General features: G+C 41.6%; 16 protein-coding genes. All 16 read right to left on the reverse strand.

The window, feature by feature from the left end; all coding sequences use genetic code 11:
- Window positions 1-134: 134 nt before the first annotated feature.
- Entirely contained in the window at window positions 135-2,294 is a 2,160-nt protein-coding gene (ligA, locus tag ACFIJQ_RS05505; RefSeq protein WP_375628981.1) for an NAD-dependent DNA ligase LigA, read from the reverse strand.
- Between the two features lie 113 nt (window positions 2,295-2,407).
- Complete coding sequence (recN, locus tag ACFIJQ_RS05510) at window positions 2,408-4,069, reverse strand: DNA repair protein RecN (RefSeq protein WP_375628983.1); 1,662 nt, start codon at window positions 4,067-4,069, stop codon at window positions 2,408-2,410.
- A gap of 6 nt (window positions 4,070-4,075) precedes the next feature.
- Window positions 4,076-4,969, reverse strand: coding sequence for an outer membrane protein assembly factor BamD (locus ACFIJQ_RS05515; RefSeq protein ID WP_273788059.1), 894 nt, complete (start codon window positions 4,967-4,969; stop codon window positions 4,076-4,078).
- 158 nt (window positions 4,970-5,127) lie between these two features.
- The gene (gene lpxC / locus ACFIJQ_RS05520) at window positions 5,128-6,012 is read right to left on the reverse strand and encodes a UDP-3-O-acyl-N-acetylglucosamine deacetylase (protein WP_273788058.1); all 885 of its coding nucleotides are present in this window, start codon (window positions 6,010-6,012) and stop codon (window positions 5,128-5,130) included.
- A 215-nt stretch (window positions 6,013-6,227) separates the two neighbouring features.
- The gene (gene ftsZ / locus ACFIJQ_RS05525; RefSeq protein ID WP_273788057.1) at window positions 6,228-8,000 is read right to left on the reverse strand and encodes a cell division protein FtsZ; all 1,773 of its coding nucleotides are present in this window, start codon (window positions 7,998-8,000) and stop codon (window positions 6,228-6,230) included.
- Between the two features lie 63 nt (window positions 8,001-8,063).
- A complete protein-coding gene (gene ftsA, locus ACFIJQ_RS05530; RefSeq protein WP_375628985.1) occupies window positions 8,064-9,365 on the reverse strand; it encodes a cell division protein FtsA in 1,302 nt (433 codons plus the stop codon).
- Window positions 9,362-10,273 carry a cell division protein FtsQ/DivIB gene (locus ACFIJQ_RS05535; RefSeq protein ID WP_273788055.1) on the reverse strand — a complete coding sequence of 304 codons (912 nt, stop codon included), beginning with the start codon at window positions 10,271-10,273 and terminating at the stop codon, window positions 9,362-9,364. The genes ftsA and ACFIJQ_RS05535 overlap by 4 nt, the downstream gene beginning before the upstream one ends.
- The gene (locus ACFIJQ_RS05540; RefSeq protein ID WP_273788054.1) at window positions 10,261-11,181 is read right to left on the reverse strand and encodes a D-alanine--D-alanine ligase; all 921 of its coding nucleotides are present in this window, start codon (window positions 11,179-11,181) and stop codon (window positions 10,261-10,263) included. Before ACFIJQ_RS05540 ends, ACFIJQ_RS05535 begins: the two co-directional genes overlap by 13 nt.
- Before the next feature lie 238 nt (window positions 11,182-11,419).
- Window positions 11,420-12,397: a UDP-N-acetylmuramate dehydrogenase gene (gene murB / locus ACFIJQ_RS05545; RefSeq protein WP_273788053.1), complete on the reverse strand. Its 978-nt coding sequence runs from the start codon at window positions 12,395-12,397 to the stop codon at window positions 11,420-11,422.
- Window positions 12,375-13,802 (reverse strand): UDP-N-acetylmuramate--L-alanine ligase, encoded by a 1,428-nt coding sequence (gene murC / locus ACFIJQ_RS05550; protein WP_273788052.1) that lies wholly within the window; start codon window positions 13,800-13,802, stop codon window positions 12,375-12,377. The genes murB and murC overlap by 23 nt, the downstream gene beginning before the upstream one ends.
- A complete protein-coding gene (locus ACFIJQ_RS05555; RefSeq protein ID WP_375628988.1) occupies window positions 13,786-14,922 on the reverse strand; it encodes a UDP-N-acetylglucosamine--N-acetylmuramyl-(pentapeptide) pyrophosphoryl-undecaprenol N-acetylglucosamine transferase in 1,137 nt (378 codons plus the stop codon). Before ACFIJQ_RS05555 ends, murC begins: the two co-directional genes overlap by 17 nt.
- Window positions 14,915-16,069 (reverse strand): FtsW/RodA/SpoVE family cell cycle protein, encoded by a 1,155-nt coding sequence (locus ACFIJQ_RS05560; protein ID WP_015856642.1) that lies wholly within the window; start codon window positions 16,067-16,069, stop codon window positions 14,915-14,917. The genes ACFIJQ_RS05555 and ACFIJQ_RS05560 overlap by 8 nt, the downstream gene beginning before the upstream one ends.
- 144 nt (window positions 16,070-16,213) lie before the next feature.
- The gene (gene murD / locus ACFIJQ_RS05565) at window positions 16,214-17,608 is read right to left on the reverse strand and encodes a UDP-N-acetylmuramoyl-L-alanine--D-glutamate ligase (RefSeq protein ID WP_375628990.1); all 1,395 of its coding nucleotides are present in this window, start codon (window positions 17,606-17,608) and stop codon (window positions 16,214-16,216) included.
- Window positions 17,609-17,612: 4 nt separating this feature from the next.
- A complete protein-coding gene (gene mraY, locus ACFIJQ_RS05570; protein ID WP_015856644.1) occupies window positions 17,613-18,683 on the reverse strand; it encodes a phospho-N-acetylmuramoyl-pentapeptide-transferase in 1,071 nt (356 codons plus the stop codon).
- 21 nt (window positions 18,684-18,704) lie between these two features.
- On the reverse strand, window positions 18,705-20,126 hold the full coding sequence (gene murF, locus ACFIJQ_RS05575; protein WP_375628992.1) for a UDP-N-acetylmuramoyl-tripeptide--D-alanyl-D-alanine ligase: 1,422 nt from the start codon (window positions 20,124-20,126) through the stop codon (window positions 18,705-18,707).
- Window positions 20,123-21,574: a UDP-N-acetylmuramoyl-L-alanyl-D-glutamate--2,6-diaminopimelate ligase gene (locus ACFIJQ_RS05580; RefSeq protein ID WP_375628993.1), complete on the reverse strand. Its 1,452-nt coding sequence runs from the start codon at window positions 21,572-21,574 to the stop codon at window positions 20,123-20,125. The genes murF and ACFIJQ_RS05580 overlap by 4 nt, the downstream gene beginning before the upstream one ends.
- Between the last annotated feature and the right edge of the window lie 2 nt (window positions 21,575-21,576).

Here is a 21,576-nt window from a genome sequence, read left to right on the forward strand (position 1 = left end):
AATAAATATCAAAATATATGGCGCTCTATTTTTGCAAAAAAACAATCCCTATTATCCACTTTTTGATTCCAGCCCCCCAAAATGTAAGAGAGATAACCATACAAACAGCATACGCATCTTCTAGAAAACGCCCTCTAAACATCATGTTCCTCAATCAACTGTAGCCAAGTCTCTTCATCGATAACCTCAACACCTAATTCTTCAGCTTTAGCCAATTTGGAGCCCGCTCCAGGTCCTGCAACAAGAAGATCTGTTTTTTTAGAAAGTGAACCAGATGTTTTGGCCCCTAATCGCTCTGCCAATGCTTTTGCTTCATCGCGTGACATATGCGCCAAAGTTCCTGTAAAAACAATTGTCTTCTCCGCTATTGGGGAAGAAGCTGTCGTGATAGGCTCTTCATCAAGAGGAGTTACTTCTTCAAGTAAAACAGACAAAACCTCACGATTATGCGCTTCTTGATAAAAATCAACAATTGCGCTCCCTACCTGTGGTCCAATTCCTTCGATATTGGTAAGCTCCATCCAAGCTTCATTGCCTTTTTCATTTGCCTTATCACATGGCATAAGTGCTCCCATAGCCGCAGTTTCAAAAGCTGTATAATTTTTATAAGTACGCGCAAGGCGGCGTGCATTCACCTCTCCAACATGACGAATCCCCAATGCAAACAAAAAACGGCTTAAAGGAATTTCGCGACGTGCATTAATGGCATCATACAATTTGCGAACTGAAACAGTACCAAAACCTTCTATATTTTCTAAACGTATCAAAGATTTTTCTTGGCGACGTTCTAAAGTAAAAATATCGGCGGGTGTATGAATACAAAGCGCTTCATCTTGAGCATAGAAAAAAAACTCTACCTGTTTTTTACCCAAGCCCTCAATATCAAAAGCATTGCGCGCAACAAAATGACGAATACGCTCAATCGCCTGTGCAGGACAAATAAGCCCCCCTGTACAGCGACGCACGGCTTCTCCCACTTCACGAACAGCATGACTCCCACAAGCTGGACACAAATGAGGAAAAATAAAGACAGCAGCATCTTTCGGGCGTTTTTCAATAATAACATCAATAACTTGAGGGATCACATCACCAGCACGTTGTACAATCACGCTATCGCCTACACGGATGTCACGTCCTTCACGAATAGGCTCTCCTTTATGACCAATTCCCTTAATATAATCCTCATTATGCAAACTAGCATTGGTCACCACCACTCCACCAACAGTAATAGGCGTAAGACGTGCAACAGGTGTCAAAGCTCCCGTGCGACCAACTTGAATGTCAATATCTTTCAAAAGCGCTATCGCTTTTTCTGCTGGAAATTTATGCGCGATTGCCCAACGCGGCGAACGAGAAACAAACCCCAAGCGCTTTTGGAGCATCAAATCATTAACCTTATAAACAATCCCATCAATATCATAGCTTAAAGAATGACGGCATTCTTCGATATCGTGATAATAAGAAATAATTTCTTCTAACGTCTTAAAGGCTTTTGTTAATGGATTGATAACAAAGCCATATTCTTTTAGCTTTTTCATCATCTCCATTTGACTTTCTGCCAATATTTCACTCACCTCACCACAAGCATAAGCAAAAAATTGAAGCTTTCTGCTAGCGGTTATCCGTGAATCAAGCTGACGGAGTGAACCAGCTGCCGCATTTCGAGGATTGGCAAAGATTAACTTGCCCTTCTCTTGTTGGCTGATATTAAGTGCTTGGAAATCCTCCCGCCCCATATAAACTTCACCACGCACCTCAATTATATCAGGAAAATCACCTTGCAAAACTTGTGGAATATCAGCAATGGTTCGGGCATTTGCCGTCACATTTTCACCGACAGTTCCATCCCCACGCGTTGCCGCCCCCACAAGCCGCCCCTTTTCATAGCGTAAAGACAAAGATAAACCATCAATTTTTGGCTCCGCTGTTATTTCCAACACCTGTGTTGCTGGAAGCCGTAAAAAACGACGAATGCGCTCAACAAATTCAGTAACATCTTCAGAGCTAAACGCATTATCCAGTGAAAGCATTGGCTGTGCATGAACAGATTTTTCAAACTTTTCAGAAATTGGTGCCCCAATTTTATGTGAAGGAGAATCAACACGAATAAGCTCTGGAAAAAGAGCTTCAATTTCTGCATTACGGCGGCGCAAAGCATCATATTCTGCATCAGAAATTTCAGGCTGATCATCACGATTATAAAGCACATCATGACGTGCAATCTCTTTTGCCAACCACTCTAATTCACTTTCTGCTTCAACAGCTGTGAGATTTTTATCTGCATCTTTGTTCATAAAATCTATTCCAAATTACGAGCACTGCCACAAGGATGATCTCCGCGCCTCCTCATAAAGTGAATCTCAATAAATACAAGCTTTCCAGTATTTTTATCGCTGACTAATTACCTTCATGCTAGAAGCTTTTGAGCCGCTGCACGCGCTTCTTCAGTAATCTGTTCTCCTGCCAACATACGAGCAATTTCTTCTGCACGTTCATGCTCTTCCATTTTATGAATAGCAGTAACAAAGCGTCCTTTATCATGACTCTCAATTTTTGAAATAAGAAAATGACCATGCGCTTTCGATGCAACCTGTGGAGCATGCGTAATAGCGAAAACCTGAACATGTTCTGATAAGCGTTGCAACCGTTGCCCAATAGCAGCTGCAACAGCACCCCCAACGCCTGTATCAATTTCATCAAAGATCAGCGTCGGAGCTGATCCTCGATCAGATAAAACAACTTTTAATGCCAACAAAAAACGAGACAATTCACCGCCAGAAGCCACACTAAGCATTGGTCCAGCACGTGTTCCAGGATTTGTTCGCACCCAATATTCAATACGATCACATCCCTCTGCACTCCGCTTTTCGATATCACTTTGCATTTCAACAATAAATTCAGCCCTCTCTAATTTCAATGCCGGTAACTCAGTCATCACGCTTTCAGACAAGTGCTTTGCAACCTCTTGACGTTTTATTGACAACGCTTGTGCTAACATATCATAATTTTTTTGTGCTTGTTTTGCTTCATCTTCAAAACGTGTCAATATAGTCTGAGCCTCTTCAAAATCAGCTAATTCAGCATCCATCTTATCGCGTAACTGAACCAATTCATCCGCAGAAACTTGATATTTACGAGCAAAACCCCGAAGAGAAAAAAGACGCTCTTCTATTCGTTCCAATTCATCAGGTTCAAAATCTAATGCTCGTATTGCCGTCTCAATACCTTCTTGCGCTGTTGCAAGTGCATGCAATGCCTCATCAATAGATTTCACTACTGGTGCAATAAGCTCTTGTGCCTCAGGAATTTTCCGCTCCAAACGCCTCACCAAATTAGAAAGCACTGGGATTGGTGATTTTTGACCCGTTAAAAGATCATCCGCTTCTTTAATATCCGTCGCTATTTTTTCTAATTTAAGCATATCGGCACGACGAAGAGAAAGAGTATCCTCTTCACCAACTTTAAAATCAAGCTTTTCAAGCTCTTCTACACACGCACGAAGATAATCAACCTCACGTACAGCACTCTCTACTTTAAGACGCTGCCGTTGCAAACGCTCCTCAAATTCACGCCATGTGTAATAACACTGACGCAAATTTTCCACTTCATCCTCAAGACCACCAAAGGCATCTAATAATTGGCGATGTGTAGCAACATCAACAAGCGCACGATCATCATGTTGTCCATGGATTTCAACCAGCAAACGGCCAACACTCCGCATCAATGCAACACTAGACACCTGATCATTAATAAAAACACGGCTGCGTCCATCACTTGATTGCACACGTCGTAAAATAATATCACCCTCATCATCAAGACCATTCTCACGAATAAGTTGACGTGCAGGATGTGAAACAGGCACATCAAAAACAGCTGTGACCTGCCCGCGCTCAGCACCATGACGCACAAGCGAAGCATCACCCCGCCCCCCTAGAGCAAGTGATAAAGCATCAAGGAGAATGGACTTCCCCGCACCTGTTTCTCCAGTTAAAACCGTCAACCCCGCCGTAAAATGAATATCGAGCGTTTCGATCAAAACAATATTATGAATCGAAAGCTGTACCAGCATAGAGAATCAACGTACCCTCTTCTTATCACCACCTAAAGCATTTGATATCCAAGAAGATTTATGCTCGCGTGGCGACATTTTATTCTTCTGCAAGAGATTATAAGAAAACTTATACCACTCACTTTTGGGATAGTTACGTCCTAAAATAGCTGCTGCCGTCTGTGCTTCCGCAGTTAAGCCGAGAGCAAGATTAACCTCAGTCAAGCGGAAAAGCGCTTCTTCAATTTGATTTGTATCGGAATACTCTTCAACCACGGTACGAAACCGTCTACTTGCCGCAAGGTAGCGCCGCCCCTCTTCATAATAACGACCAATCTGCATTTCTTTGCCAGCCAGCTGTTCGCGCCCAAAACGTATTTTATCCTTAGCATCCTTGACATATTCAGAATTAGGATAACGCTCTATAAGGAGCTGCATAGCAGCAATAGCGCGTTTCGTATCACGTTGATCACGCGTAACATCAGGAATCCGACGGAAAGAAGAAAGACCAATAATATAGTACGCATAAGCCGAGTCAGTCGACCCTGGATAAAGAGTAATATAGCGTTGAGCCATACTAATTGAATCATCATACTTTCCGAGTCGATAATTAGTAAAAGCCCCCATGACTAAAGATTTACGCCCCCAGTCTGTATAAGCATACTGCTTTTCAATCTTCAAAAACTTCTTTGATGCATCCCCAAGCTTCCCACTCTCAAGGCTAGCAAGCGCCTGATTATATAAAACATCTGGTGGCTCTATTTTCAAAACATAAGCAGATGGATCAAGGGTATTTTTCTCTTTAAAGAGGCATCCCGCCAACATACAGGTGCTTCCCAAAAGCACCACCCCCAATATCTTGCGTACAATGTTAGATTTTCTATATGTCATATTTCCAATGCACACATGAGATTTTTTCATAGTTTTTCCGGCCTCCACAGAATATCACCTTGTAGCAAAAACAAGTTATAAAAGGTCTTATACCATATCACTTCAAAATCCACATAACCAATTTAGCAGTTTAGGTCAATCATCCCCTTAAAAATCAAATAAACGATAAAAAAATCTTGTCAATTTTTTTACTCTTTCTCTAAAAAGCTTTTTTCGTAATGTGATTCGTCTGCCAAAACAGCCTTCACCAATTGCGCATTAATTCTATGTCCACTACAATAAGAACGAAATAATCCAATAAAAGGCGCCCCAAGCAAAGCAGTATCACCAATCGCATCAAGCATCTTGTGCCGAACACATTCATTTTCCCAATAAGGACCACCGGGATTTAAAATTTTATCATTAAGGTCGATAACAAGAGAATTTTCCAAAGAAGCGCCTCTCGCCTTTCCAGAAAGCCTTAATTTTTCCACGTCTTTGATAAAACCAAAAGTGCGCGCACGTGACAAATCATCTCTAAATCCTCGTGTGGTAAGATCAAAACTGAAATGTTGTTTACCAATAGCAGAAGAAGGAAAAGAGATCGTTATATCAAAACGACGTCCATCGAATGGCAAAAGCTCTGCAACACCATGAGCTCCTTCAACCCGCAACGGTTTTTTTATAATGAAATAAGAACGCAACGCATTTTGCTGTACAATGCCAACGTCTTCAAAAGCTTGGCAATATAGCCACGCTGAACCATCCAAAATAGGAATCTCATTATGTGACACTTCAATAATAAGATTATCCAAATTATAAGCAGTAATTGCTGCCATCAAATGTTCAATTGTTTCAACCCTTACATCTCCATCTCCAAGTACCGTTGATAATTCAGTTTCTCCTGTTTGGGATGCATGGGCTTGAAATATTTTCTCTGTTCCGTCTAATCCACAACGCTTAAAAATAATACCACACCCAACATCCGCTGGACAAACCTTTACCACTGACAAACAGCCACTGTGAACGCCAATCCCCTTAAATGTTACTGCTTTTTTAAGAGTAGACTGATATTTTGGCACCAAATTCATCATATTATTTTACTAAATTGCTTTTACATCTTTTAACAAAACTTATAAAACTATAAAAAATATTCATAGTAAATAGTAAAAAAAACCGCTTATAATTAAGCGGTTTTTTTAAAAACAAAGTATTTTATCCAAAAAACAGCAATATATTTTACTGTATAATTTTTGACTGATCATCAAAGAGGTAATAAATTTTCTTACTTTGCCTCATTTTTCATCAATTAATTTGCTTGACGACGTAAAAATGCTGGTATTTCCAACTGATCTTCTTCACTTATAAAAGTACGCTGATCTTGTGGTACCTGAGGGTGCAGCTCACCAGAACGACGTGGAACATAAACAGAAGCATCTTGAGAAAGCGCCTGAGAATTTTTATTGTAAACATGAGACTCTTGCTGCTGAGACGATCTAACAGCAGGCTCCAGCCTTGCTTCTGGCTCTGCTTCTTCACGATGCGTCAAGCTCTGTTTCAAACGCTGCCAAAGATTACGAGGACCTTGATCAGTCACAGATGTTCTTTGACTTTGTCCATGAGCAACAGGAGGAAAATCCTTTAACTCAGGCATACGCATTGGAGCGCGCGCTTGCATTTGTTGCATTTGTTTTGGTTGCACTAGCTTTTCTTTTTGCTTCACAACCCCTGTCATCTCATCAAGAACATGCGCTGTTGCCTCCATACTCACGGGAGCTGTCATAGCAGGTTGAGAACCACGACTTACTTGCATACGAGGCACATTTGATCTCTGTTCCTGAACAGCATTTGAACCATACGCAACAGCATTCGTCGCACTTCGTGTCGTCATTGCTTCTGTAGGCTGTGCAAAAATTTGACTTTTGGGACGGAACTGTTCTCCGGTTGATTTACCCTTCTCTATTTCAAGTGATTCGATCACTTCTACCATTGACTCAGAACGCAGTGGCGATGACTGAACATGAAAAGAACTGTGTGACGTTCCAGGATCGCTCTTGCGCATTGAAGAAGCAGGCCTTTGAATCTGAGGATGAGAGGACTGAACCACATCACTAACTTCACGATCAATACCGGTGGCAACCACAGAAACACGAATAACACCTTCCAATGACTCATCATCAATAGCGCCAAAGATCACATTCGCATCAGCATCCACTTCTTCACGAATACGATTAGCAGCTTCATCAACCTCAAAAAGAGTCATATCACGACCACCCGTAATAGAAATCAGTAAACCACGCGCCCCACGCATAGAGGTATCATCCAACAATGGGTTTGCAATAGCAGCTTCAGCCGCAGCCAAAGCACGTCCATCACCAGATGCCTCACCCGTTCCCATCATGGCTCGACCCATTTCATGCATAACAGAGCGAACATCAGCAAAATCAAGGTTAATCAAACCCTCTTTAATCATCAAATCCGTAATGGAAGCAACACCAGAATAAAGCACTTGGTCAGCCATAGCAAAAGCATCAGCAAACGTTGTCTTATCATTTGCAATACGGAAAAGATTTTGATTGGGAATAACAATCAATGTATCGACAGACTTTTGTAATTCTTCAATACCAGCCTCTGCCGTTTTCATACGACGTGCGCCTTCAAACTGAAACGGCTTTGTCACAACACCAACAGTCAAAATACCTTTTTCACGCGCTGCGCGAGCAACAACGGGAGCAGCCCCTGTTCCAGTTCCTCCCCCCATACCAGCAGTAATGAAAACCATATGAGAGTCTGCAAGATGATCAATAATTTCATCAATACATTCCTCTGCCGCCGCTTGTCCAACTTCCGGTAAAGCACCAGCACCCAAACCTTCTGTCACAGCTGCCCCAAGTTGGATAACACGTTCAGCTTTTGACATAGCCAAAGCCTGTGCATCCGTATTTGCAACAACAAAGTCAACTCCCTGAAGACCAGCATTTATCATATTATTCACGGCATTCCCGCCACCACCTCCAACACCAAAAACGGTAATGCGTGGCTTCAATTCCGCGATATCTGGCCGATGCAGATTAATCGTCATTTTCTTTTCCTTCTCATAAGACACCGCAAGCCAAAGCGATGAAATTTATCCAACTAGACTTAACTAAAAACTCTCACGCAACCACTGACCGACACGCTGAAAATACCCACGCGTGCCCATCGATAAATGATTTCCTGCCGCCTGCATTGTTTTTTCTTCAAAACCCACCAATTGCGGATAAATTAACAACCCAACAGCAGATGTAAACGCCGCCCCTTTTGCAAGAGAAGGAAGCCTCGAAATACCTAAAGGCCGCCCGATACGAACATTTCTTCCCAATATAGTACGTGCCATTTCTGGCAATCCTGTTAACTGGCTTGCTCCCCCAGTCAAAATAACACGTTTACCAATGATGTGACCAAAACCAGAACGATTTAAACAATCACGGACCATTTCTAAAATTTCTTCAACACGCGCACGAATGATACGCCCAAGAACCGCGCGAGGATATTGAGTTTCACGCTGTTCACTCCCAATTTCTGCTACATTAATCATTTGCCGCTCATCGGCACTTGTTAAAAGTGCTGAACCATAAACAACTTTTAACCGTTCCGCCTCTGTTAGAGACATAGAAAATCCGCGCGCAACATCAAGAGTGACATGATGCCCCCCAACAGCAAGAGCATCCGCATGAATAAATTTTCCTTCAAAAAACACTGAAAATGTTGTTGTTCCACCACCAAAATCAATACATGCAGCCCCTAAATGCGCCTCATCATTCATCAAGACAGCAAGACCACTTGCAAAGGGAGTAGCAACCATTGCTTCAACACTCAAATGTGCACGATTAATACAAGTTTCTAAATTACGCAAAGACGCTGTTTCAGCTGTTACCACATGCACGTCAACCCCAAATGTTTCCCCTGCCATGCCAATAGGATCAGAAATTCCTTTATCTCCATCCAATACATAAGAAACTGGAACTGAGTGCATAACATGACGTTCAGCATCAAAAGCTTTACGTGAAACATCTGAAAAGGCCATACGCATATCACGCTTGGTGACTTCACGACCATTCAAATGGACTTTTCCATTAATCAAAGCACTTTGTAATCGACTTGAGGAAAAATTCACAATCACTGAATCCACCACCAAACCAGCCATTTTTTCTGCCGCATCAACAGCCAATCTTATTGATTGTTCTGCTGCAAACATATCCATGACAACACCGGATTTAATACCGCGTGAACGCTGCACTCCAAAGCCTAGAATTTCCGTAGAATGTGTACGACCATGTAAATAGTGCGCATGCTTCAAAGGACGCAAACAAGCAATAAAACAAACAATCTTACTTGAACCGACATCAAGAACCGTTAAAAAACGTGTCTTACGCCCTCCCAGATGATGTGATCTAAGCAACATCATGGGTTCCCTGCCTTTCGTGCCTTTAAAATACGTTCTTCTTCTTCTACAGTAGCGTGATAACGCTCCAATGTTTCATCTGATAAAGAAACAGTAATTCGATCAGCAAGACGTAAATCAACACTAAGAATATCGCGAGATAAAAGATCTTGCATTGTACCGGACGAAACAAGAGAAGAAAGCCTTTCAAGGGCACCATTTTCAGGCAACATAACGCGCATTCCATTATCCAAAACAAGATCCCAACGTCGATCACCTACCCGCACAAAAGCACGAATACGATCATATACTTCCGGATAGACTGACAGCGCTTGAATAAACACTTTAGCAGCATTTTGTGCACCCTGCCCAACCACAAGAGGTAAATTCCGAACAATTTCTCCTTTAAAGGGCACAATGACACGACCTGTATTATCAACAATATCCACTATGCTATCATGTTGCCAAATAGCATAGGGTTCACGCTCCACAATGGAAATGCGCATTCTATTGGGATAAATTTTCTGAACATTAGCCGATTGCACCCAAGCCTGTTTTTCCAAAAGAGAACGTGCTCTTTCAACATCAAAAGTGAATATAGAAGGCGCAACGTCAAGTTTTAAAATTTTAAAAATATCCTGCTTTGTCAAGCGCTTATTACCGCTTATATCGACATGAGTGACCACAAAACTACTATCCAATATGATCGTGTTTACGATCACAGCCATCTGACCACTTGATGAAAGTCCATAAAAAGCCGTAACAAAGAAAAACCATACAACAGCAAAAGAGCCGAAATGGCGTGGAATATGAATATTGACAAAAACAAACTCAAACATAAACCGGAGAAAACGACGATAAAGACGTGGCAAAGCCGGCACTGAAAGCACCTCCATCGGAACATTTGTTTTATTAACATTCAACGCATACATGATGCGTCCTCCACCATCCATTGAACAATATCGCCGTAAGTACGGCCGCTCGCTTTTGCAATATCAGGAAGAAGAGACGTCGATGTCATACCGGGTTGCGTATTAATTTCAAGCCAAACCAATTCTCCCGTTTTCTCATCAAAACGAAAATCAGAACGGCTAACACCTCGACACCCTATCGCCTGATGGGCTGCTAAAGACATTCTTTGCACACTTTGGTAAATATTTAGTGAAAGCTGTGCAGGACAAATGTGAAGAGAACCACCCGTTTTATATTTCGAGTCATAATCGTAGAATGGAAAGTGTTTATCGGGAAGAATTTCACACACATCCAGCACTTCATTCCCCAAAACAGCACAAGTCAATTCACGACCAGGAATATATTTTTCAATCATCACCTCATCAGCATACCCCCACTCAGCTCCCCCAATACTATGCGGCGGTGCTGCTGCATTTTCCTGGACAATAACAACACCAAAACTTGATCCTTCACACACAGGTTTAATTACATAAGGAGGCTCCATGGGATGCGTTTGCCCCAAAGCAAAGCGGCTCATGATACGAGAAGGAGCAACACAAACCCCAACATTTTCAACGATAATTTTTGCACGTCCCTTATCCATTGCCAAAGCGGATGCCATCACACCAGAATGGGTATAAGGAATTTTTAAATATTCAAGAATCCCCTGGATCCGGCCATCTTCACCAAATGGACCATGCAATGCATTGAAGGCAATATCGGGCTGTAACTGTTCAAGAACAGAAGCAATATGAGCGTCAACATCCACGCGGCTCACGCGATACCCCTGCAGCTCTAGAACATCAGCACAAGCCGCCCCTGAAGATAAACTTACAGACCGTTCAGAAGAAAAACCTCCCATTAACACAGCTATATGTTTATCTCTCATAATAAATCACCCTCTTTCGCATACTATATGTAGTCTATATAAAATACATCAGCACCACATACAGAAAAAACAAGGTTTATCCTTGCGAATCAATAACCTAGCATTTTGCATAATGAATCAGACTCAAAAGCCTGATGCAAGAGATTCTTTGTTAATTTATTGATTCTTAATAGAAATTTTTTATTATCTCTTTGAAATGACTCAATTTTTTATTTGCACTTTTTTAGTGAACAATAAATCAATGAAATGGATCAAAAGGAGAAACACTTCGACCACGCTCAAATTGACCGATACGCTCTATTTCCCACTGTAAAAGGTGGGCTGAATTTGCAAAAACACGCGCACGCACTGTTTCTCCCAATGCTTCAAGATCATATCCTGTTGCTTGCCCTGTATTAATCATAAAGTTACAGTGCATTTCACTCATTTGAGCGCCACCAATCCGTAAACCACGACACCCTGCTTCATCAATCACGCGCCACGCAGATCCATTCTCAGGATTTTTGAAAGTTGATCCTCCTGTCTTTTCACGAATGGGTTGTACTGTTTCTCTGTGGAGGGAAACTTCATCCATAGCAGCACGAATATCATCTTTATTACCAAGTTTTCCTTCCAATAAAGCAGCTGTAAAAATAAAATCTTTAGGAATATCACAATGGCGATAGGAATAATGCATATCTTTCAAACTCAAGATATGACGTTGCCCTTTACGATCCAGCGCATAGACCTCAACAACACGCGCTGCGGTTTCAATACCATTCGCACCCGCGTTCATTTTGAGAGCTCCTCCAAGAGCACCAGGAATACCATGATAAAAATGAAAACCTGCAATTTCTGCCTTTAAAGCGGCAGCAGCTAAATGTTTATCTGCCGTACCAGCACCAACTAAAAAGCCTTTTGGAGAAACTTGCTGCACTTGCCCAAAATTTTTTGGCGAAAGACGAATCACAACACCAGGAACGCCACCGTCACGCACCAGAAGATTAGAACCGATACCGACAATTGTTACAGGAACAAATTCAGGCAAATTTTGAAGAAAGAGAGCCAAATCTTGTTCATCAACAGGCTGATAAAAAAGCTCTGCCAACCCGCCCGTGCGAAACCACGTTACCTTACGCATTTCAACATTAGGTGTAAGTTTGCCTCTCACGCCACCCAACAGCGGTTGCAATTGCGCCAATAGCGCCTCACCATCAATGTGCTGAAAATTTACCATGACCATCCAATACCGCTAATTGATGAGGCAACGCACAAGCCCATTGTGTGATATTGCCAGCACCAAGAAAAACAACATAATCCTCTGCCTGAGCAAATTTTGAGACAAGAGACACGACATCTTCCAGACTATGTATCAAGCGCACATCACGATGACCCGCCATTTTAATATGCTCTACCAATTCTTGAGCACCAAATCCAACTATAGGCTCTTCACCAGCCGCATAAACGGGCGTAATCAACACTGTATCTGCATCATTAAAACAAGCAGAAAAATCATCAAATAAATGATACAAACGTGAATACCGATGGGGTTGTGCAATCGCAATAACACGCCCTTTTGCACTCTCACGTGCTGCACGCAAAACAGCCTTTATTTCAACAGGATGATGTCCATAATCATCAAATATTTCAATACCCCGCCAACTTCCTGTTCGCGTAAAACGCCGTTTTACTCCGCCAAATTCTGCTAAGCCCCTTTTTATAGCTTCATTTGAAATGCCTAGTTCATGCGCAATAGCAATCGCCGCCGTTGCATTAGCAACATTATGCTGTCCTGCCATGGGCAAAAGCAAATTTTTCAACTCAATTTTTCTTCCTGTTTTGCGTGAGCGAACAAGAACATCAAAATGCGTTTTTTGACCATCCATCGAAAGATTAAGAAAACGAACATCCGCTTGTGGATTTGCACCATAAGTAATCACCCAACGATCATCAATACGGCCTGCCAATGACTGAACCTCTGGATGATCAAGGCACAAAACAGCAAAACCATAAAAAGGAACATTTTCTACGAATTGCCGAAAAGCCTCACGCACAGCATCAAAACTTCCATAATGATCTAAATGCTCAGCGTCAATATTAGTAATAACAGCAATATCAGCAGGCAGCTTTAAAAATGTACCATCACTTTCATCAGCTTCAACAATCATCCAATCGCCATCTCCTGTACGAGAATTCGTACCATAAGCATTAATAATACCGCCATTAATCACCACTGGATCAAAATGACCAGCATCAAGAAGAGCTGCGACCATTGATGTGGTCGTTGTTTTACCATGTGTACCACCCACCGCAATTGCACGCCGAAACCGCATCAGCTCCGCTAGCATTTCTGCACGTCTGACAAGCGGTAAATGTCTTTCCTTTGCAGCAATATACTCAGGATTTGTTTTTTTAACGGCAGTAGAAAAAACAACAACCTCTGCATTCCCTAAATTTTCAGCACAATGACCTATATGAACGTTAATTCCTTTTCTCCGCAAACGTTCAACATTTGCACTCTCAACTTGATCTGACCCTTGAACTTTATAGCCAAGATTATAAAAAACCTCCGCAATTCCACTCATACCGATCCCCCCAATTCCGATAAAATGGATAACACCTATATCAAGTGGCATTTTCATTAAAAAGCTCCTCTTTTATATCTGACAACAATCGCCCTGCAATTAAGGATTCAGCCATATCAGCAAGGCAACTGGTTGCATGAGGTTGCCCAACTTTTTTTGCAGCAAGCGCTTGTTTTTCTAATAAATGGGGCGCACAACAAGCGTGCATTAAAAGAGAAGAAAGCTTTTGTGCATTTAAATCTTTTTCTGATACAATTTGCGCACCACCTACACGAGCAAGCAGAGCTGCATTGGCAGCCTGATCATGATCTAAAGCATGGGGATAGGGAACAAGCAAAGCAGGTCTACCAATCACCGCTATCTCACAAACAGATGAAGCCCCAGCGCGCGACAAAATAAAATGGGCATGTGCCATACGTTCAGCCATATCATCAAAAAAAGGAGCTACCTCTGCTTGTACGCCCATATCACGATAGATTTTGATCAACCCTTCTGCTTCACCTCGAACTTGCTGCACAATTCGTAAACGTTTACGGTTTTTATCATCGAATAAAGCAATAGCTTCTGGAACAATATGTGAAAAAGCAGAAGCCCCTTGGCTACCTCCAAAAATCAAAAAATGAAATGGCTCTTCACCAGTTGAGGGATGATAAGGAATTTTGCCCGCCTTCAACACAGCCTCACGGACAGGATTCCCCGTCAAAAGTATTTTATGAGCATAAGCGCCATTTGGCGACAACAAACCACCAGCGATTGCACGCACAAAAATTGCCAACATCCGATTGGCACGCCCCATAACAGCATTTTGTTCATGAATAAATGTTACACGCCTCGTTAAGGCCGCAATAAAAAGAGGAGGAAAGCTCGGATACCCCCCAAATCCTCCAACAAGAACAGGACGTAATTTATAAAACAACGCCAACGATTGCCCCATACCCCTTAGCAAAGACCAAAACGTCTTTATCAGAGCAAAAGGATGGCGTCGTGTAAATGTTGCCGATGAAACGATATGAATATGCTCTTCATCAAAGCACCGAACAAAAGGTCGTGCTCTTTCATCTGTTATTAAATGAACATCATATCCACGCTGCCTTAATTCAACAGAAAGGGCTTCAGCAGGAAAAAGATGTCCACCTGTACCACCAGCCACCAAAACAATAACTTTTTTATCATTCATAAGGGGTATCCAAGACAGAAGAGGAAGAAAAAGCTGAAAGGCGTGCTTCTGGCCAACGACGTGTTAAACTGAGCAAAATGCCCATTGAAAACGCAATCGCCACCATCGAAGAACCACCATAAGAAATAAAAGGCAATGTCATGCCTTTTGGAGGAATTAAGTGAAGATTAACGGCCATATTAATCGCTGATTGAAAGCCAATCATCATTGCTATGCCAGTAATACCAAGACGTATAAAGGAATCACGTGTATTCATGGCTATATACAATGAACGCATAACGATAAAGCCAAAAAGCATCATAATTAATAAACAAAGAATAATACCATATTCTTCAGCAGCAACGGAAAATACAAAATCTGTATGGCTATCAGGAATGATACGTTTTACTGTTCCCTCCCCAGGGCCTTGCCCAAACCAACCACCATTCAAAATAGCCTCACGTCCTACATCCACTTGAAACGTATCCCCTTCACCTGTCAAAAAACCATTGATACGCTCGCGCACATGATGCAGAAAAAGATAAGCTAAAATAATTCCTACAACGCCTAAAATGAGAAAGAGAAAAATAATGGTAAGAGGTACACCAGCAATAAAAAATAGCCCCCCCCATGTTGCACTTATTAAAACTGTTTGTCCAATATCAGGCTGCAAAACCAGAAGCACACAACAAATGGCATAAAGTAGAATCGCTAACGTATAACCCAGAATTCCCCTCCTGCGTATCTGTTCTGAAAAAAGCCAAGCGGACATAACCACAAAAGCTGGCTTCATAAACTCTGAAGCCTGTACAGAAAAACCAAATAGTAGAATCCACCTCCGTGCTCCCTTTAATTCTGGACCCCAAAATAAGGTTGCAACCATAAGAGCAAGCGTTACAATGAGCAAAAGAGCACATAAACGACGAATATTAGAAAGCGAAAAAAAGGAAATGGTAACCATCGTAAAAAATGCTGAAATGCTAAAAATGATATGCCACCGAACAAAATAAAAACTATCAGCAATTCCGATTTTTTTTGCAATAATAGGGCTGGCAGCAAAAGACAGCATAATACCAATTCCCATTAAAATTAAACAAGCTGCAAAGATAGAGCGATCAATCGTCCACCACCAATTAGCAATTGGATCTCTATCTGCACGCGTAACCATGGTATCCACCTTATCCATTTTATAAATTATCTCAAAGTGATATGGTTCCCCAGCCTATTTAACAAACACTTTAAAAACTAAATTACACAAAAAAAGATTCTGGAGTCTTAACGCAAAAATATTTTTTTATAACTGATGATTTTTTTATTGTAACTGCATCACAAAAGAGACAAATTCTTCGCCTCGCATTTCATAATTTTTAAATTGGTCATAACTTGCACAAGCAGGTGACAAAAGAACCGTCACCTCTTTTTCCTTACAACCCATTGCGTCAACAGCTGCTTCACGCACCGCATTTTTCAAAGTTAAGCTCATAGAAAAGGGAAAAGCAGATCCAATAGTGCGAGCAAATTCTTCCGCCGCGCTCCCAATCAAATAGGCTTTACGAATTTTAGGAAAAAATTCTCTAAGAGACTCTATTCCTCCCTTTTTTGCCTGTCCCCCAACAATCCAAAAAATATCATTAAAGGTGGAAAGCGCAGGAGCTGTTGCATCTGCATTAGTCGCCTTGCTGTCATTGATAAACAAAACCGCCCCCATTTTACGCACCTGCTGCATACGATGATCCAGCCCTTTATAACTTGCTAAATGCTTGTTCATAGAAGGATCGGTTATTTTTAAAGCCTGCAACGTTGCTAATGCCATAAGGGCATTTTGCGCATTATGACGTCCGCGCAAAGCAGTCATAGACGTCAGATCTGCAAGCATATGACGCTGTCCTTGATAAACAGCAAAGAGCTTAGTCCCATCTGCATAAAAACCATTTTCAACAAAATGATCCTTGGAAATTGCCCCAATTTTCTTCCCTTCATGAAGCAACTGTTGATATAAAACCCTACAAGCTGCATCATCAACTGAAATAAAAGCCTGTGAAGCCTGAGCAATCAGATGCCTTTTGGTTTGCACATAACAGGCAAAACTCCCATGTCGATCAATATGATCAGGTGTTAAATTCAATAAAAGTCCAATGGTCGGCTGAAGAGAGGGTGTAAGATCAATTTGAAATGATGAACATTCAATCACATAGATACGTTTTTTAACAAATGGCTTAAGCGTCAATATTGCCTTTCCGATATTCCCCCCCACCTGCACATCATAACCCATTTTTTCCAACAAATGCGCAAGTAAAGCCGTTGTGGTTGACTTTCCATTCGTCCCCGTAATCGCAATGAAAGGAACATCTTGGTCACAAAAACCATAATGCTGTAAAAAATGCTGGCGCGCACGAACAAATAATTCAATATCACCGATAATTTCTATATTTTTTTTTCGTGCTTTTTCAACAACCCAATGGGGTTGAGGATAATTTAAAGGAACTCCAGGAGCTACAATCAATGCAACAAATTCTGACCAATCTTCATAACGGAGATCTCGCGTTGGAATATTGTGCCGAAAAGCCATCTGCACGCTTGAAGGACTATCATCCCACGCCACCACTTCTGCACCGCCACGCATCAATGCTTGTGCCGTTGCTAGTCCAGACTTTCCTAATCCAAATAAAGCAACTTTTTGTCCTTTATAACACGCAACAGAAATCAAAATCTCACCGCAATTTAAGTGTTGAAAGACCAATAAGAGCAAGAACAATTGAAATAATCCAAAAGCGTATCACGACTTGGCTTTCAGTCCAGCCTTTTTTCTCAAAATGATGATGTATCGGTGCCATAAGAAACACTCGTTTTCTTGTTAATTTGAAATAACCAACCTGAATAACGACCGAAAAAGCTTCCACAACAAAAAGCCCACCAATAAGAGCCAAAACAATTTCGTGCTTCGTAGCGACTGCAACAGTCCCTAATAACCCTCCAAGAGCCAACGAACCAGTATCTCCCATAAAAATAGCTGCAGGTGGTGCATTAAACCATAAAAAACCAAGCCCTGCCCCAACAACAGCTCCCAGTAAAACAGCCAATTCACCTGCTCCCGATACATAATGGATTTGGAGATAATCAGCAAAATTCATATTACCAGAAAGATAAGCAATCAAAGCAAAAGATAAGGCTGCAACCATCACAGGAACAATAGCAAGGCCATCAAGTCCATCCGTCAAATTAACCGCATTACCCGTCGCGACAATAACAAAAGCAGAAAAAGGAATAAAAAACCAGCCCAAATTGATAAGATAATCTTTCAAAAAAGGCAAAGCGAATCCAGATGAGCCAATTTGTAGGATGACAAAAGCAGCAATTGCGGCAACACAAAACTCCAAACTTAACCGTGCTTTCCCAGAAAATCCTTTGTCTGTTTGTTTTGTGACCTTAAGATAATCGTCATAAAATCCAATTGCCCCAAAAGAAAGCATAACCAATAGCGATACCCAAAAATAAATATTCGATAAATTACACCACAAAAATGCCGATACCACAATACCGGTTAAAATCATCAATCCACCCATTGTAGGTGTTCCAGCCTTTTTAAAATGTGTTTGAGGACCATCCGCACGAATCGGTTGCCCCTTACCCTGCCGCAATTTAAGAGAAGCAATGATGCTAGGTCCAAACAAAAAGACGATGAGCCCCGAAGTAAGCATAGCCGCTATCGTGCGAAAAGTAATATAACGAAATACATTCACACCTGGAAGCCAATCACTAAACGAAGAAAAAAACAGCATCATGGTACAAAAAACCTCTTAAAACTATGAAGAAACCGCTTTATAGCGGTCAAGCAATGCAGTCACAATATTTGATGAACAAAGGCTATTGGATGATTTAACCATAAGCAGATCCCCAGAAGAAATTTCTGCTAAAAGGAGAGATAAAATTTTCTCAATATTTTCAGCATAATGAACCTTAACACCAGCAGACAAATCACTGACTAAAGATTTCATCGCCTCACCAAATAGAAAAACCGGATTAGCACCGGAAAGACGTATTGGCTTTATTAAATCACGATGAAGCTTTTCACTATACTCCCCTAACTCTAGCATATCTCCTAAAATAGCAATTCGCCGCCCCTCTTCCCCGACTGGTCCTGTAGCAAGAAGCTCAAGCGCAGCACGCATAGAAGCAGGATTTGCATTATAGCTTTCATCAATGAGATAAAATTCACCCCCATTTGATAAAGACAGTCGATAACGAACACCTCGCCCCTTTTGAGAAGAAAAATGGCGAAAAGAAAGAAGAACAGGCTCTAACTCAACTCCCATAGCATCACAAGCAGCAATAACCCCTAAACTATTTTGCACAATATGGCGTCCGGGAGCACCAATTTGAACCTCCCTATCCCGCTCCCTAATACGTACAATCATAGAAGAACGATCAGTTAGAAGACGTATATCTCGCGCTTGATAATCAGCATTTTTGCTCTCACCAAAGCTTAAGATATTCTTTACACCGCATTTCTTTGCTTCTTGAACGAGATAAGAAAAAAAATCACTATCCGCATTTAAAATGGCAATGCCTTTCTCATCTAATCCTTCAAAAATTTCAGCTTTTGCCTTTGCTATTTCTTCAAGATTTTTGAAAAAACCCATATGCCCTGCACAAATATGCGTAATGAGAGCAACATGCGGACAAACCAGTTTGACCAGAGGGCGAATTTCATCTCTATGATTCATGCCAATTTCAAAGATACCATAATCACTCTCTATAGGCATCCGCGCTAAAGTGAGTGGAACCCCCCAGCAATTGTTTAAAGAAGCAAGATTCGCATGAACGTTCCCAGTCGTTGCAAGTGCTTGTTTCAAAGCTTCTTTTGTCGTTGTTTTTCCCACCGATCCTGTTATCGCGATAATCTTAGCTCTTGAACGTTTGCGTGCAGCTTGTGCGAGTTTTTCTAGGGCTTGCAAAACATCAGGAACAACAATAAGTGGAGCAGATATTTTTTTCATATCCCTCAAACGATGTTCCGCAACGATAAGAACGCCTGCACCTCGTTCATAAGCTTGCGCAGCAAAATCATGACCATCAAGATGATGCCCCTTAATGCAGAAAAAAATATCACCTTCCGCAAGAGTACGGCTATCAATGGAAACCCCAGAAAAAGTTTCTGGCATGCTTCCCATTACAACACCATTAATTGCAGCAACAAGTGCTTTCTTATCCCATAAAGCTGTCATTTCTTTCGGTCCTCTAGAGCTTCTATCGCTTTCAGACGATCTGAAAAAGGATAAGTTGTCTGCCCTATAATTTGGCCATCCTCATGACCTTTTCCAGCAATGATTAATGTATCACCAGCTTTCAAAAGCTCCACCGCGTAAGAAATAGCCTCACCACGATCTGCTATCTCTATTGCTGTTGGCACTGCCTGTAAAATATCCTTGCGTATTTTTTCTGGCATTTCTGTGCGAGGATTATCATCCGTTACAATAACAATATCCGCTTTATCCGCCGCAATTTTTCCCATCAAAGGTCTTTTTCCTTGATCACGATCTCCTCCACAACCAAAAACAACGATCAAACGCCCTTGTGTAAAGGGACGAACAGAAAGCAAAACCTGCTCCAAAGCTTCTGGTTTATGGGCATAATCAATATAAACAGGCGCATTATTTTCTGTCTTTCCGACAAATTCTAACCGCCCAGGTGCCCCCTGCAAAGTTTCAAGCGCAGAAAAAACCTTACGAGGTGAAACACCCGTTGCAATTGCTAACCCCGCTGCCATAAGCGCATTGGCTACCTGAAAATCTCCAGCCAAAGGCAAATCAAATGTATAAATATTATTTTCCACACGACACTCAACACACTGTTTTGAGCGTTGATGTTCAACGCGATTAATCGTGATAAATTGCCCCTTACGACCAATTGTCAAGACACGGCGGCGCGCTTGTGTAACAACATCAATAACCTTTTGTGAATAGACATCATCAGCAAAAATCAAAGCAGGAGCAGATACAGGCAAAAGTGTATCAAATAACTTCATTTTAGCCCGCAAATAATCCTCTACCCCCGTGTGATAATCCATGTGATCTCGCCCTAAATTGGTAAAGGCACCAGCCGTTAAACGAACTCCATCAAGTCGTCCTTGATCAAGCCCATGCGAAGATGCTTCAAGGGCTGCATGCGTCACACCTTCATGAGAAATTTCACAAAGAAGACGGTGCAAGGCAACCGGATCAGGTGTTGTGAGAGAACCATAAACATTCCGTTTAGGAGAAACAACACCAACCGTTCCTATACTCGCAGCACAAAATCCAACATGAGTCCAAATTTGCCGAATAAAAGAGACAACAGATGTTTTACCACTTGTACCAGTCACAGCAACGACCGTTTCAGGCTGAGAACCGTAAAAACGTGCAGCTGCCAACGCTAAACTATGACGAACATTAGAAACACGTAAAATGGGAACAGGTAAATCCTCAAGAACAGCATGACAATCTGTAACAATTGCTCGTGCACCCCGCTTTATCGCATCATCTATATAGTGTCTTCCATCACTTTTTTTTCCTTGAACAGCGACAAAAACATAGCCTGGCAAGACTTGTCGAGAATCTGCACTGATTCCTGTTATTTCCATTGAAGAAAGATTCTGATCTTCAAGACATTCTGTAAAAACTGTTCCAAACAACATAA

It is taken from the genome of Bartonella sp. TT67HLJMS (assembly GCF_042193375.1).
In the GTDB taxonomy this organism is placed as follows: Bacteria; Pseudomonadota; Alphaproteobacteria; order Rhizobiales; family Rhizobiaceae; genus Bartonella; species Bartonella grahamii.

Excerpts from the sequence above, each read along its gene's own strand:
- ACFIJQ_RS05580 (WP_375628993.1), bottom strand. The coding sequence starts at position 21,574 with ATGTTGTTTGGAACAGTTTTTACAGAATGTCTTGAAGATCAGAATCTT.
- recN (WP_375628983.1), bottom strand. The coding sequence starts at position 4,069 with ATGCTGGTACAGCTTTCGATTCATAATATTGTTTTGATCGAAACGCTC.
- mraY (WP_015856644.1), bottom strand. The coding sequence starts at position 18,683 with ATGATGCTGTTTTTTTCTTCGTTTAGTGATTGGCTTCCAGGTGTGAAT.
- murB (WP_273788053.1), bottom strand. The coding sequence starts at position 12,397 with ATGGTAAATTTTCAGCACATTGATGGTGAGGCGCTATTGGCGCAATTG.
- ACFIJQ_RS05535 (WP_273788055.1), bottom strand. The coding sequence starts at position 10,273 with ATGTATGCGTTGAATGTTAATAAAACAAATGTTCCGATGGAGGTGCTT.
- ACFIJQ_RS05560 (WP_015856642.1), bottom strand. The coding sequence starts at position 16,069 with ATGGTTACGCGTGCAGATAGAGATCCAATTGCTAATTGGTGGTGGACG.
- ACFIJQ_RS05540 (WP_273788054.1), bottom strand. The coding sequence starts at position 11,181 with ATGAGAGATAAACATATAGCTGTGTTAATGGGAGGTTTTTCTTCTGAA.
- ftsZ (WP_273788057.1), bottom strand. The coding sequence starts at position 8,000 with ATGACGATTAATCTGCATCGGCCAGATATCGCGGAATTGAAGCCACGC.
- murC (WP_273788052.1), bottom strand. The coding sequence starts at position 13,802 with ATGAAAATGCCACTTGATATAGGTGTTATCCATTTTATCGGAATTGGG.
- ACFIJQ_RS05555 (WP_375628988.1), bottom strand. The coding sequence starts at position 14,922 with ATGAATGATAAAAAAGTTATTGTTTTGGTGGCTGGTGGTACAGGTGGA.
- lpxC (WP_273788058.1), bottom strand. The coding sequence starts at position 6,012 with ATGATGAATTTGGTGCCAAAATATCAGTCTACTCTTAAAAAAGCAGTA.
- ligA (WP_375628981.1), bottom strand. The coding sequence starts at position 2,294 with ATGAACAAAGATGCAGATAAAAATCTCACAGCTGTTGAAGCAGAAAGT.
- ftsA (WP_375628985.1), bottom strand. The coding sequence starts at position 9,365 with ATGATGTTGCTTAGATCACATCATCTGGGAGGGCGTAAGACACGTTTT.
- murF (WP_375628992.1), bottom strand. The coding sequence starts at position 20,126 with ATGACAGCTTTATGGGATAAGAAAGCACTTGTTGCTGCAATTAATGGT.
- ACFIJQ_RS05515 (WP_273788059.1), bottom strand. The coding sequence starts at position 4,969 with ATGAAAAAATCTCATGTGTGCATTGGAAATATGACATATAGAAAATCT.